General features: G+C 62.8%; 15 protein-coding genes and 1 riboswitch. Of the genes, 8 read left to right on the top strand and 7 right to left on the bottom strand.

Annotated elements, in window-relative coordinates; all coding sequences use genetic code 11:
• Positions 1–73: 73 nt before the first annotated feature.
• Both EN939_RS06355 and EN939_RS06360 read right to left on the bottom strand, forming a co-directional pair.
• On the bottom strand, positions 74–274 hold the full coding sequence (locus EN939_RS06355) for a DUF680 domain-containing protein (protein WP_127267341.1): 201 nt from the start codon (positions 272–274) through the stop codon (positions 74–76).
• A gap of 86 nt (positions 275–360) precedes the next feature.
• The gene (locus tag EN939_RS06360) at positions 361–558 is read right to left on the bottom strand and encodes a DUF680 domain-containing protein (protein ID WP_027039902.1); all 198 of its coding nucleotides are present in this window, start codon (positions 556–558) and stop codon (positions 361–363) included.
• A gap of 509 nt (positions 559–1067) precedes the next feature.
• A riboswitch (cobalamin riboswitch) is annotated at positions 1068–1269 on the top strand.
• A gap of 113 nt (positions 1270–1382) precedes the next feature.
• On the opposite strand from EN939_RS06360, the gene EN939_RS06365 reads away from it, so the two are divergent.
• The 8 genes from EN939_RS06365 (at position 1383) to EN939_RS06400 (ending at position 9122) form a co-directional block, all read left to right on the top strand.
• Positions 1383–2630, top strand: a complete 1248-nt coding sequence (locus tag EN939_RS06365; RefSeq protein WP_127267342.1) for an aromatic ring-hydroxylating oxygenase subunit alpha — start codon at positions 1383–1385, stop codon at positions 2628–2630.
• Between the two features lie 25 nt (positions 2631–2655).
• On the top strand, positions 2656–3756 hold the full coding sequence (locus EN939_RS06370; RefSeq protein WP_127267343.1) for a hybrid-cluster NAD(P)-dependent oxidoreductase: 1101 nt from the start codon (positions 2656–2658) through the stop codon (positions 3754–3756).
• 129 nt (positions 3757–3885) lie between these two features.
• A complete protein-coding gene (locus EN939_RS06375; protein ID WP_127267344.1) occupies positions 3886–4317 on the top strand; it encodes a PqqD family protein in 432 nt (143 codons plus the stop codon).
• A gap of 49 nt (positions 4318–4366) precedes the next feature.
• Positions 4367–5416: a serine kinase gene (locus EN939_RS06380; protein WP_127267345.1), complete on the top strand. Its 1050-nt coding sequence runs from the start codon at positions 4367–4369 to the stop codon at positions 5414–5416.
• Between the two features lie 14 nt (positions 5417–5430).
• Positions 5431–6165, top strand: a complete 735-nt coding sequence (locus tag EN939_RS06385; RefSeq protein WP_127267346.1) for a glycosyltransferase family 2 protein — start codon at positions 5431–5433, stop codon at positions 6163–6165.
• Positions 6166–6220: 55 nt separating this feature from the next.
• Positions 6221–6973 (top strand): glycosyltransferase family 2 protein, encoded by a 753-nt coding sequence (locus EN939_RS06390; protein WP_127267347.1) that lies wholly within the window; start codon positions 6221–6223, stop codon positions 6971–6973.
• Positions 6973–7650 carry a glycosyltransferase family 2 protein gene (locus tag EN939_RS06395; protein WP_127267354.1) on the top strand — a complete coding sequence of 226 codons (678 nt, stop codon included), beginning with the start codon at positions 6973–6975 and terminating at the stop codon, positions 7648–7650. The genes EN939_RS06390 and EN939_RS06395 overlap by 1 nt, the downstream gene beginning before the upstream one ends.
• Positions 7647–9122, top strand: coding sequence for a nucleotidyltransferase family protein (locus EN939_RS06400; RefSeq protein WP_127267348.1), 1476 nt, complete (start codon positions 7647–7649; stop codon positions 9120–9122). Before EN939_RS06395 ends, EN939_RS06400 begins: the two co-directional genes overlap by 4 nt.
• A gap of 19 nt (positions 9123–9141) precedes the next feature.
• On the opposite strand, the gene EN939_RS06405 is transcribed toward EN939_RS06400, so the two are convergent.
• The 5 genes from EN939_RS06405 to EN939_RS06425 all read right to left on the bottom strand — a co-directional run.
• A complete protein-coding gene (locus tag EN939_RS06405) occupies positions 9142–9549 on the bottom strand; it encodes a type II toxin-antitoxin system VapC family toxin (protein WP_127267349.1) in 408 nt (135 codons plus the stop codon).
• Complete coding sequence (locus tag EN939_RS06410; RefSeq protein ID WP_127267350.1) at positions 9546–9779, bottom strand: AbrB/MazE/SpoVT family DNA-binding domain-containing protein; 234 nt, start codon at positions 9777–9779, stop codon at positions 9546–9548. The genes EN939_RS06405 and EN939_RS06410 overlap by 4 nt, the downstream gene beginning before the upstream one ends.
• 100 nt (positions 9780–9879) lie before the next feature.
• Positions 9880–10626: an FAD-binding oxidoreductase gene (locus EN939_RS06415; protein WP_127267351.1), complete on the bottom strand. Its 747-nt coding sequence runs from the start codon at positions 10624–10626 to the stop codon at positions 9880–9882.
• On the bottom strand, positions 10623–11234 hold the full coding sequence (locus tag EN939_RS06420) for a sulfite oxidase-like oxidoreductase (RefSeq protein ID WP_127267352.1): 612 nt from the start codon (positions 11232–11234) through the stop codon (positions 10623–10625). The genes EN939_RS06415 and EN939_RS06420 overlap by 4 nt, the downstream gene beginning before the upstream one ends.
• A gap of 149 nt (positions 11235–11383) precedes the next feature.
• The coding region (locus EN939_RS06425; protein WP_127267353.1) for a PDZ domain-containing protein at positions 11384–12159 on the bottom strand (776 nt) is incomplete at its 5' end.

Here is a 12159-nt window from a genome sequence, read left to right on the forward strand (position 1 = left end):
TAACCTCTTCGGTCGCTAAAACCAATTTCGCAAGCGACGGCAGGCACAGCTGCCGTCGCTTGCGAAATTGGTTTTAGCGACCGAAGAGGTTACGATCGCTGCCCTGAGCGGGTGTCTGGGCAGCCGGTTCCGAGGTCTTGGTGGAAGCCGTGTACGACTGGTCCACAGCGGCGGCAGGCTGGTTGGCGCCGTTCGAACCGTAGTTGTCGCTGCCCGCGAAAGCGCTGCCGGTGATGGCCAGAACGGCGGCGGCAGCAATGAGGATCTTGTTCATCTTAAATACTCCTGAATGTCTGAATTTCGAATGTCTGAATTTCGCCAGGGCAGCGGGCGAGCCCGCCGTCGACTGGGAATCGGCTGTTAGTTGTTGCCGAAGAGGTTGTGGTCAGCACCCTGGGCAGGCGCCTGAGCAGCCGGTTCCGACTTCTTGGTCGAAGCGGTGTACGAGCTGTCGACAGCAGTGGCTGCCGCGGCGTTCGAACCGTAGTGGTCGCTACCAGCGAAGGCGCTGCCGGAAATGGCCAGAAGGGCTGCGGCAGTGAGAATGATCTTTTTCATTTTTGTACTCCAGTATCGTCTTTTTCCGTCCGTCTAGCGGCGTGTCTTGGAAATGAAATCGCGTCGTTCGGACAGCCCCGATGTGGGAGGGCAACCCCGCCTTTTCCAATCACGAAGTTGTTCCGTGTGGACCATGAATCCACACCTTGAAATTGTGCCAGGGGAATCTAGAGATACATTTTTCCTCTCTATATCAGCATGTTAAGTTTAACCATCCGATGGATCACTGACTGTTTCAAAGGCCCGGCGTTCACACCGTCCTGCACGCACCGTCAACAGAAACGAACCGTTCGGTTCGATTTTAGGTCAAGCTAATAGTCACTTTTCGAAACCGTTAACCTTTTTTGACCCCCGCCAAGGGTCGGACTCGGGAAGATCGCAGCCGGCAAATGGCCGCCCGGGAGGCGGGATTTCGGCCCGCGACGATCTGCGGTGACGTTTCGCATGCCGTGTCGCGCCGCATGGATACGATGTCGTTTTCATGCCGACGGCGCGCCAGCGATCGTGGTTAGATCATACCCATCTCAGGTGCCGCTTCGTGACGACGAGGCGGAGAATTGGGAAGCCGGTCAGAATCCGGCGCTGCCCCCGCAACGGTGGTGGAGTTCAAGTCGCAACGGGAGACCACTGGGCAACTGCCTGGGAAGGTGTCGCGATGGTCCGCAAGGACAACTCCAGAGCCCGGAAACCAGCCCGAGATTTTTAGACTCGACTGATCGCGGTGGGCGGTCAAGAGGTGGATAGCGCTTCCGGCACCTAGCCGGCCTGCGTTTCAATCCTTCCTCCATCACCACCAGTTCAGTCCTTAGAAACGAGGACAGGACATGGATACCCGCAACGACATGCTGAGGCTCCTGAAGGGGCGCCGGCAAGGCTTTTCGCTGGAGCAGCCCTTCTACACCGATCCAGACTACTTCAAGCTCGACATGGAGCTGATCTGGTATCGCGACTGGCTGTTCATCGGCCATGATTGCGAACTGCCGAAGCCGGGCAGCTACATCACCGTGCAGATCGGCGACTATCCGGTCGTCCTTGTCCGCGACCAGCAAGGCAAGATCAACGCCTTCCACAATTCCTGCCGCCATCGCGGCAGCCGCGTGTGCAACGCGGAAAAGGGTACGGCGGCAAAGCTCGTCTGCCCCTATCATCAGTGGACCTATGAGCTGGACGGCCGCCTGCTGTTTGCCCGCCAGATGGCCGACGGTTTCGACAAGAGTGATTTCGGCCTGAAGCCGGTCGCCTGCGAGAGCGTCGGCGGCTACATCTTCATCTGCCTGGCCAAGGAGCCGGCGGATTTCGCGCCGATGCGGGCGATGATCGAACCTTATCTTTTGCCGCACCGTTTGCGTGAGGCAAAGATCGCCTTTGAGAGCACGATCATCGAGAAGGGCAACTGGAAGCTGGTCTGGGAAAACAACCGCGAGTGCTACCACTGCGTCGCCAATCACCCTGAGCTGTGCAAGACCTTCCCCGAGGCGCCGACCGTGACCGGCGTCAACGGCGCCGACAGCGACCCCGAGATGGTCGCGCACTGGGCCAGATGCGAGGCATCAGGCTTGCCGAGCAAATTCCGCATCGATCCGGCAGGGCAGTACCGCGCCACCCGCGCGCCGCTGCTGCGCGATGCCGTCAGCTACACCATGACGGGAAAACGGGCGGTGAAGAAGAACCTGTCCGACAGCGTTTCAACCGACCGCATCGGCTCCTTGCTGCTTTATCATTATCCGACAACCTGGAACCATATCCTCGGCGACCATGCCGTCACCTTCCGCGTGCTGCCGATCAGTGCCACGGAAACCGCGGTGACGACGAAATGGCTCGTCCACAAGGATGCGGTCGAAGGCGTCGACTACGACCTCGCTGAGCTCACCCATGTCTGGACCGAGACCAACGACCAGGACCGCCGCATCGTCGAGGAAAACGCCTTCGGCATCCTGTCGCCGGCCTACGAACCAGGCCCCTATTCGGAGCTGCATGAGGGCGGCGTGATCCAGTTCGTCGAGTGGTACACGTCGTTCATCGGGCCGCGCCTTGCCGAAGGCGGCCGGCCGGCCCTGCGCAGCGTCGCCTAGCCCAGGGGACAAGAGGATGAATGCGATGACGGACCTTGGCCTCTATCGCCATCTCGACCAGATGACGCCCTGGAACGACCGGCTGCAGGTGCTGGAAGTGATCGGCGTCAGCGACGAAGCGCCGGACGTGAAGACCTTCACCTTCCGCTCCGACAACCAGACCTGGTTCCGCTACAAGCCGGGCCAGTTCGTGACGCTGGAACTGCCGACATTGGACGGGCCGCTGATGCGCACCTACACGCTGTCGTCCTCGCCGTCGCGGCCATTCTCGATCGCGGTGACGGTCAAGGCGCAGGCGGGCAGCACCGGCACGCGCTGGATGTTCGACCATCTGACGCCGGGCTCGCACGTCAAGGCCTATGGGCCGACCGGTGATTTTTCGCTGCATAGCCACCCGGCGGCCAAATATCTGTTCATTTCGGCGGGCTCCGGCGTGACGCCGATGATGTCGATGCTGCGCTGGTTGAACGACTGTGCGCCATGGACAGATGTCGGCTTCGTCAACTGTGCGCGCCGCCCGGAAGAGATCATTTTCCGCAAGGAACTCGAGCTGCTCGGCAGCCGCATGCCCGGCCTGTCGCTCGGCTTCATGATCGAGGAGCGGTCGAGCCGCGAGGGCTGGTTCGGCCATATGGGCCGCATCGACGCGATCCGGCTGCCATTGCTGGCGCCCGATTTCCGCGAGCGCGAGATTTTCTGCTGCGGCCCCGATCCCTTCATGCGCGCCGTGCGCGGCATGCTGGACGCCGCCGGCTTCGACATGGCGAAATACCATCAGGAAAGCTTTGCTGCGCCTGCCGTGGAGGAAATCCCGGCGCCGTTCTCGCCGCCGGCGGAGGACGGCGCTGCTGCTGCCGTCGAGGCCGTGACACCGATCCGGTTTTCGCTTTCCGATGTCGATGCCGAATGCGTCGCCGGCCAGACCGTGCTGCAGACGGCACGCGCCTCTGGGGTGCGGATTCCCGCCGCCTGCGAGTTCGGCCTGTGCGGCACCTGCAAGGTGAGGAAGGTCGCGGGCGATGTCGAGATGAGTCACAATGGCGGCATCCTCGATCACGAAATCGAGGACGGCTTTATCCTCGCCTGTTGCTCGAAGCCGCTTTCTGCGCTTGAAATCGAAGCGTGACCGGCTGCGCTCGCCCCCGAGCCTGCGCCATCTTGCCAAAAACCCTGCAAATGGTTAGACGCCTGCAACGGTGGGGTTGACCGTAGGCCCGAAGATCATCTCCGCGGCCTGCTCGGCGGGGGAGCAAACATGCGACAATCCGGCATCTATGCCATTGCCAGCAAGGATATCGTCTTTGAATCCTTCGACGGCGAAGCCGTCGTTCTTGACCTGACCACGGGTAAATATTTCGGCTTCTCTGATTCAGGCAGCAGACTTTGGGATGCACTGTCGTCCGGCGTGCCTGCCTCCGAACTGGTCGGCGCCGCGACCGGCATTGGCGCCCTCGATGCCGCCGCGATTGACGGCTTTGTTTCACAATTGCTCGAATTCGGTTTGCTGGCGGCCGTAACCGATGGCGTGGCAAGACCGGCTCCAAGCGAATTGCTGGCTCAGCTCGCCGCTGCCAGAGAGCCCCTGAAGGTCGACATCCATGACGATCTCGCCGATCTCATTGTCGTCGATCCCATCCACGAGGTCGAGGAGCCCCTCGGCTGGCCCGCGGTGAAGCAGGCCAACTGAAGCGCCCATCAGGTTCTCGTTGCCGGGCAGCTCCGGAACAGGCAGACCCATGCCGAACGTCACTCTCGAAAACTTGGTTGACTACGCACGCCATGTCCTGGCGCAAGCAGAAAGCAGCGCCGCGCATTATCCGCTGACCTGCAAGGCGAGCTTGCCGCATCTGGATCTGACCGCGCATGTCAGCGTCGGCGCATTGGCGGATGCCGTCGCTCATGGCCTTGTCACGGCTCCGGGCAACCGAACGCCTGCCGACAGCTGCCGCGTCTTCGTCGCACATCCCGGCATAGACGGCATCGCGGCACCGGTCAGTTGGGGCCAGGGGCCCTTCACGCAGCATGGCTTCGCCACCCGGCTGGCGGAGGCCGGATTGCGCGGCAACCATTTTCACGACCTGGATTTCTGGCAGTTCTATGATCCGCAACGTCGCGTTGGCGTGCAATTGATGGCTTCGGCCGATGCCTTTCCACCGTGGGAGCCGGGAGCGCCGCTGCGGGCTTTCCTGCATTGGGAATATGCGGCACGCGGCATGCGGCTGGCCCATGCGGGGACGCTCGGGACTAAGGGCAGGGGCGTGCTGCTGGCCGGCGCGGGCGGGGCCGGGAAATCCGGAACCGTCGCCGCCGGCCTCCTCAACGGACTGGACAGCGTCGGCGACGACTATGTGCTGGTCGACCTCTCCAACGGCGTGACTGCCCGCCCACTGTTTTCAACACTCAAACAGGATCCCCAGGGGTTCGTTCGGCTTGGGCTGAAGCATCGGCTGAAAGCGCATGGTCCGCTCAACTGGCAAGGCAAGCATGCTTTTCACATTGATGACATCGCGCCTCGGCCGGTGCCCGAAACTCTGGACATCATCGCGCTGCTGGTGCCACATATCGGCGGAGGCGAGGCAAGTTCGATCGTGCCGGTGTCGCGCAGGGATGCCATGATTGCCTTGGCGCCGTCGGGCATAGCGCAGATGCCGGGCGAGCGGGAGAGCGGCTTTCGCTTCTTCAGCGACCTGACCCGCCTGCTGCCGTGCTATCGTCTGTCGCTGGGGACGCAGCCACAGGAGATAGCCGGTACGATTGCGGACTTTCTCACGCGGGGCGCTTCGTGAAACTGAGCGTGATAATGCCCGTCTACAACCGTGAGCGCTATGTCGTTTCGGCATTGCGCTCGCTGGTGCGGCAGCGGGACGCCGCCGATCTCGACATCATCGTCATCGACGACGGCTCGACCGACGGCTCTGCTGAGGCCGTGCGCTCGATGATGCGCGAAAACGCCTGCATCCGACTGTTCCAGCAATCCAACATGGGCGTAGCCAGGGCGCGCAACACCGGGCTGCGGCAACTGCCGCCGGATGCGGAGTTCGTTTCGTTTCTGGATTCTGACGACATCTCGCTGGCCGGACGGTTCAAGAAGGACCTCGCGCGCTTCAGAGCAGACCCCGGACTCGAGCTGACCTACTCGCTGATGACGCTGGTCGAGCGGATTGACGATGAGCGGCTGAAACCGGCAGTCGCCAGCCGCACGATGACACTTCGGGGAATTTCGCTGAGCGCCGCCGTGTTCAGCAGAGGGCTTGTCGACCGGACGGGCGAGTTCGATGAGGATTTCGAGCAGGCTGAGGATACCGACTATCTGCTGCGCGTTTTCGAGGCGGGACCGAACTACGAATTGTTGGACGCCGTCGCGATCTACTACCGACGCCATGCCGGAAATGTCACCAAGGAACATAGCGGCAGGGTCCGCAACCACTTGCGTGCAATCCACAAGTCGATGCGGCGGCGCAAGGCCGATCCGGCACGGCGAGAGGTCCAGGGAATCTTCGAATTGAAGAGTCCCACCGATTGGCGGATGCTATGATGCTCGACACCATCAAGTCGGATCAGCCAAGCCCGGAATGCTGCCGGAGACGCCCATGAAGCTGAGCGTCATCATGCCGGTCTACAATCGCGAACAATTCGTTGGCCTCGCGCTGCGCTCGCTGCTCAGGCAGCGCGAAGACATCGATCTCGACATCATCGTCATCGACGATGGGTCGACCGATGGTTCGGCAGCCGTCGTACGGTCGTTGATCGACGAGGCCCCGTGCATTCGTCTTTTCCAGCAGAGCAATGGCGGCGTCACAAAGGCGCGCAATGCCGGGCTGAAGCAGTTGCTGCCGCAGACCGGCCTGGTGTCGTTTCTCGATTCGGACGACATCTCCCCGACAGGGCGCTTCAAGGCGGATCTCGCCTGCTTCGGAGAAGATCCTGGCCTGGACCTGACCTATTCGCGCATGACGTTGGTCGACAAGATAGATGGCGAGACGCTGGAACCGGCCGCCGACAGCCACTCCATCACCGTGCGAGGGATCCACCTGTCCGCCGGGATCTTTGCGCGAAACCTCATCGAGCGCACCGGAGGTTTCGACGAGGATTTCAAACAGGCCGAGGACACCGACTATCTTTTGCGTATCTTTGAGAGCCAGACAAAATACGTTATGCCCGATACGGTGGCTCTCTACTACAGACGTCATCCCGGCAACATGACCAAGGAAGCCGATGTGCCCTTTCGCGAGTTCATGCGCGCCATTCACAAGTCGATGAAGCGTCGCAAGGCCGACCCCAGCTTGCGCCGGGTGGAGGGGATTTTCGACTTCAAGGATCTCGCGCAGTGGCGGTTCCTTTGATGGCAGGCTACGGCGTTGTCATTCCGGCTTTCAACGCGGCCGCCACCATCGGCGCTGCCCTGAACTCCGTTCTGGCCCAGACGGCAAAGGCGGAGGCCATCGTCGTGGTCGATGACGGTTCGACCGACGATACGGCTGCGGTGATCGAAGCGATGAACCTGCCGGTGACGGTGCTGCGACAGGACAATGCCGGACCTGGCAGCGCAACGACCCGCGGCATTGCGGCACTCTCGACGCCGCTCATCGCGACGCTCGATGCCGACGATTTGTGGCTGCCGGACAAGATCGAAAAGCAGCTGGTCCATCTCGACCGTCATCCCGGGACAACGGGCGTCTTTACGCATTGGCGGACGTTTCGCGGCGACAGCCCCGATTTGCCCGATGCGACCAGTGGAGCTGGCTGGTCGCGCACGACGATGATGATCCGCCAAGAGGTGGTGCAGAGCGTCGGTCCCATCATCGACCCACCAGGCGGTCGCGGCGAGATGATCGACTGGATCGCCCGGGTTCGTGAGGCAGGCTTTGCCCTTGCCATGCTCGACGACGTGCTTGCATTGCGCCGCATCCGTCCGGGCAGCCTTTCCTACGGCCGCGATCCGGCACGCGACCGGGGCTACCTCCAGGTCGCAAGGCTCGCCATGCAGCGGCGAGCCCAGAACAAGGCAGGTTCCAGTTGAACGCCACGCCCGTTCGCCGCATCGGCCGCCGCTTCCCGGACTATGGCTGGTCGTGGCCCACCGGCCAGCTGGACCTGTTGCTGAAGGCGGCGCTGCTCTCCGATGAGGACGCAGCCGCTGCCTGTGCCGCGCGCTGGCTGGACGAGAACGACATCGATCTCGTCTCGTTTCGAGAACATCGCCTGCTCGCCGCCATCTCCGACAGGTTCGGCAGGAAGCTGGCCGGGCATGCCGCCCATCCGCGCCTCGTCGGCCTGCAGAAGATGCTGTGGACGAAGTCGCGCATGGCGATGCGCGAGGCCGAGCCGGCGCTGAAGGCGATGGCCGACGGCGGCGCCGACATCATGCTGATAAAGGGCGCCAGCCGCATTGCCTTGAACGCGTCGGCGCAGCGTGGCCGGGTGGCGCATGATATCGACATATTGGTGCGCCCGCGCGACATGGCTGCCGTCTTCGACATCTTGCGCGATCGCGACTGGCAGATCGCCTCGGGCGTCAGCGCGCAATATCTGCGAACCCGGTTGGCGTCGCTGCGGTCGATGAACTTCTTCAAGGGCCGTTTCGGTGACATCGACCTGCACCAGCTCGGCTATGACGGGTCGCAGACGAGCGCGGAAGACGACCTGGCCATCTGGCAACGGGCGGTCCCGGCACAATTCAGCGGCGTCGCGGTCTTCGTGCCGTCGCCGGCCGATCGCATGGCCCTGGCCATCGCCCATGGCGGCCTCGACGCCCATACCCACAGCGACTGGCTTGTCGACTGCGCGGTCGCCATCCATGGCGAAGACGTCGATTGGGACACGTTCCTCGACATCGTCGGCAGACGCGGCCTGGCGGTTCCAGCGGCGGTGGCGTTATCCTATCTAACGTTCGAGATCGGCATTCCGGTGCCGGAACCGACAATGGCCAGAATCTTGGACATGGCCGACGGGGTTGGCCTGTCGCGTTGGTCGTCGGTTCTGCAAGCCAAGCCGCGCACGGATTTCGGCGGTCTTGTCTGGCTATCGCGCGGGCTTGCCAAGCAGTTGCGCCTGAAGCGGAAGAAGGGCCGGTTGCAGCAGGAGCCGCCCGCCACACCTTGGCGCGGCAGATCGGCCGCGCGCAAGCCTCAAGCAGCATCGGCGCCTTTGGTGTTTTCGCAGGCCATCGCCTGTCCGCAAACGACCGGCGACATGATGCTCGAAATCACCGTCAGGATCGGCGTTCCGCCGGTCCGGCGCCGCATCGAGATGGAGATCAATGACGGTGGCGAGCATATTGCCCGCCTGCGCGCCATGGCCATCAGCCGGTCCGGCAGGGAACGCGTGCTGCATTTTCGCGGCAAGGTGACTCTCGGCGGCGCGCGAGTTGCCTTGACGCTCGAGGCGCGACCATCGCGACAGTTTCGCGAGTGGAACGACGCGGCCACGGTGGCCGCCTATGGCGCCTTGCCTTTCCAGTTGCTGTCGGCGGATTTCTTTCCGGTCGGCTGAAGGAAGGCCCACCCGGCAGCTATAAGGCGTCGGGAGTGATCAGCCTCAAGGATGGGAAATAGGTCTGGTAGCGGCCGACATCACGGGTCAGAAGCGGAAGCTTGGTGACGGCGGCATGTGCGCCGATGAAGAAGTCAGGCAAGACGCCGGTCCTCGATCCTCCCGATCGGCGGTATTGCGTGAATACCTTTCCAGCAAGGAAAAGGGCGGCTCTTGGCATCGGAGCCATTTCGAGACCGGCCGCATCCAGAAATGCCTCAAGATCCTCGATTCTGATGTAGCGAACGGCAAGTTCTGCATAGACCGCATCATTGATCAACAATGGCCCATCGAGGCTTGCCGCCTCGAGTTGCGCGATCGACCAGCCCGCCCAATTGGGATCGTCCGTAACAAGGTCGAGCAGAACGTTGGTGTCGACGAACGTCACGCTCCGCCACGCGTCAGCGCCATGATAGCCTCGGTCGTGAGCCCCTCGCCGGCATGGCCGCGCAGATTGGCGAAGCGGCTCGCAGGCGGCTTTCTGTCAACCCGAGCCAACACCACGCTGCCATCGGCGGCGCGCCGGAAATCGACTCTGCTGCCCGGGACGATCCCCAGGAGGTCGCGGACGGGTTTGGGAATGGTCACTTGTCCCTTTGCCGTGACGGTGGTGGCCATCTTCACTCCTTGGTAATACCATATTCCGACAAGGTATTACCTCATCGGTCGATTTTCAAGGCTTGAAGCATCGTGTCTCTACCGAACCGCCAGAGTCCGTTCAAACTCCGTAGCGTTCGGTGCGAATGATTTCCGCTGCAACGCCGGCATTGATCAGCGCTTGGGCGGCCGCGGAAACGAAGGCGTTGGAGCCGCAGACGAAGGCGATGCCAGGCGGCTCCGGCAGCCGCGTCATGGCTTGAACCATCATCGCGACGTCTACCCGCCGCGCATAGTCGGCCGGGCGGCGTGCGGCTTCGCGCGTCAGTGTCAGCATCAGGTCGAAGCCGTCCTGGCGTTCGTCGAGGGCGATCAACTCGTGACGAAAGATCACTTCGTCCCAGACCCGGACCGAAAAGACCAGGACGACGGGCACCGCTGAATTATGCGCGGCGCGGTGGCGGAGCATCGACATCAAGGGCACGACGCCCGAACCGCCGCCGACCAGAACAAGCGGTCCACTCTCATCCTCCGGCCAGACGAAATGCCCGCCAAGCGGCCCGCGCAGTTCGATTTCATCGCCCACTGCCGCGACCTCGTGGAAGAAGGGCGAGACCTCGCCATCGTCGAGTTTTTCGATCGCCAGTTCGATTGCGCCGCTCGTTTCGGGCGCGGAGGCGATGGAATAGGAGCGGCGCGCCTGATAGCCGTCCGGCGCCGTCAGCCTGACGTCGACATGCTGCCCGGCGCGATAGGCGAAGGGCCGAGACGGCTGGAAAAAGAAGCTGGTGACACGCGGCGTGCGCTTTTCGATGCGGACGATGCCGGCTGTTTGCCAGGGCGACTGCACTGCCGCCGCATCGCTCATGGATCGTCCGTGTAGCGCTGCTCGCGCCATGGGTCGCCATAGATATGGTAGCCGCGCAATTCCCAGAAACCGGGCTCGTCTCGCGTGGTGAATTGCAGGCCGTTCAACCATTTGGCCGACTTCCAGAAATAAAGATGCGGCACCAGCAGCCTTGCCGGGCCGCCATGGTCCGGTGTGATCGGCTTGCCTTCGTAGAGCAGCGCCACCATGGCCTTGCCGGCGGTGAGGTCCTTGACCGGCACGTTGGTGGTGTAGCCGTCGAACGCGTGCGCCAGCGTGAAGCCGGTCGGCGGCTCCACACCCGCATCGGCAAGGATATCGTCGACCAGCACGCCCTGCCACGGCGTGTCGAACTTGGTCCATGCTGTCACGCAATGGATATCGCGTGTCATCTTGGTCATCGGCAGCGCGTTGAACTCGGTCCAGTTCCATTTCTTGATCGGGCGTGGCCCATGTTTCAGCGTGAAAGACCAATCCTCGGTACGCACGCGCGGCGTCGGACCGGCCGACAGCACCGGAAAACCCTGTTCCAGATATTGGCCCGGCGGGATGCGGGCATCGCCATCGGCTGGCGGGCGCCGTCCTGAAGAGAAACCTCGGGTGACCATAGCGGCAATCCCCATGCAATCAGGCCACTATCGGCCTGACGCAATGTTCTCGAAGATGCCGTGACGGGCAACCGAAATCTTGACGGGCGGAGACCGGCGGGACCGTCACCGATGGACCTGCCGCTCCGCGTTCCCGTCAACAGCAGTTCTCAGCCACTGGCAAAAGGCACCGCGATGTACATTTGAGCGTCGCCACGCTCGACCAGCAACAGGACCGATTTCCTGCCGGACTTGCCGGCCAAGGCGATCGCCTGGGTTACCTGCCTGGCGTTCTTGACCGGCACCTGATTGACGGCGACGATGATGTCGCCGGCCTGTATTCCGGAAGCGGCGGCCGCTTTGTCGGGGTTGACGCTGGCAACCACCGCGCCGTGCTGCTTGCCGGCTAGGTTCATCTGCTGGCGAATGTCGGGCGTTATATCCATCAAGCCGAGCCCTATCGCCGGAGCGCGCCCGGCGCTCGGCGCGTCGGACCCGTCGTCCAGCGACGCGGTCTTCGCATCGGCGCTGTTTTGGCCGACATCGACGGAAATCCGCATCGGCTTGCCTTTGCGCCAGACATCCACCGTTTCCCTGGCGCCCGGCGCGACATCGGCGACCGCCCGCGACAGGTCCTTGGGATCCTTCACGTCCTGCCCGGCAAAGCTGGTGATGACGTCACCCGTCTCGACGCCGGCCTTGGCCGCCGGCGAACCGTCGTTGACCTCTGAAACCAGCGCGCCGCCGGAATGGTCGAGCCCGATGGCGCTCGCGACATCGGGTGTCACCTCCTGTATCTGAACGCCGAGATAGCCGTACTGGATGGAGCCGCCCTTCATCAGCTTGGCGACCACCTTCTGGGCCTGATCCGACGGAATGGCAAAGCCGACGCCGACGCTGCCGCCATTGGGTGAATAGATCGCCGTGTTGATGCCCACGACATTGC

Origin of the sequence: Mesorhizobium sp. M7A.F.Ca.CA.002.05.1.1 (assembly GCF_003998335.1) — a bacterium.
In the GTDB taxonomy this organism is placed as follows: domain Bacteria; phylum Pseudomonadota; class Alphaproteobacteria; order Rhizobiales; family Rhizobiaceae; genus Mesorhizobium.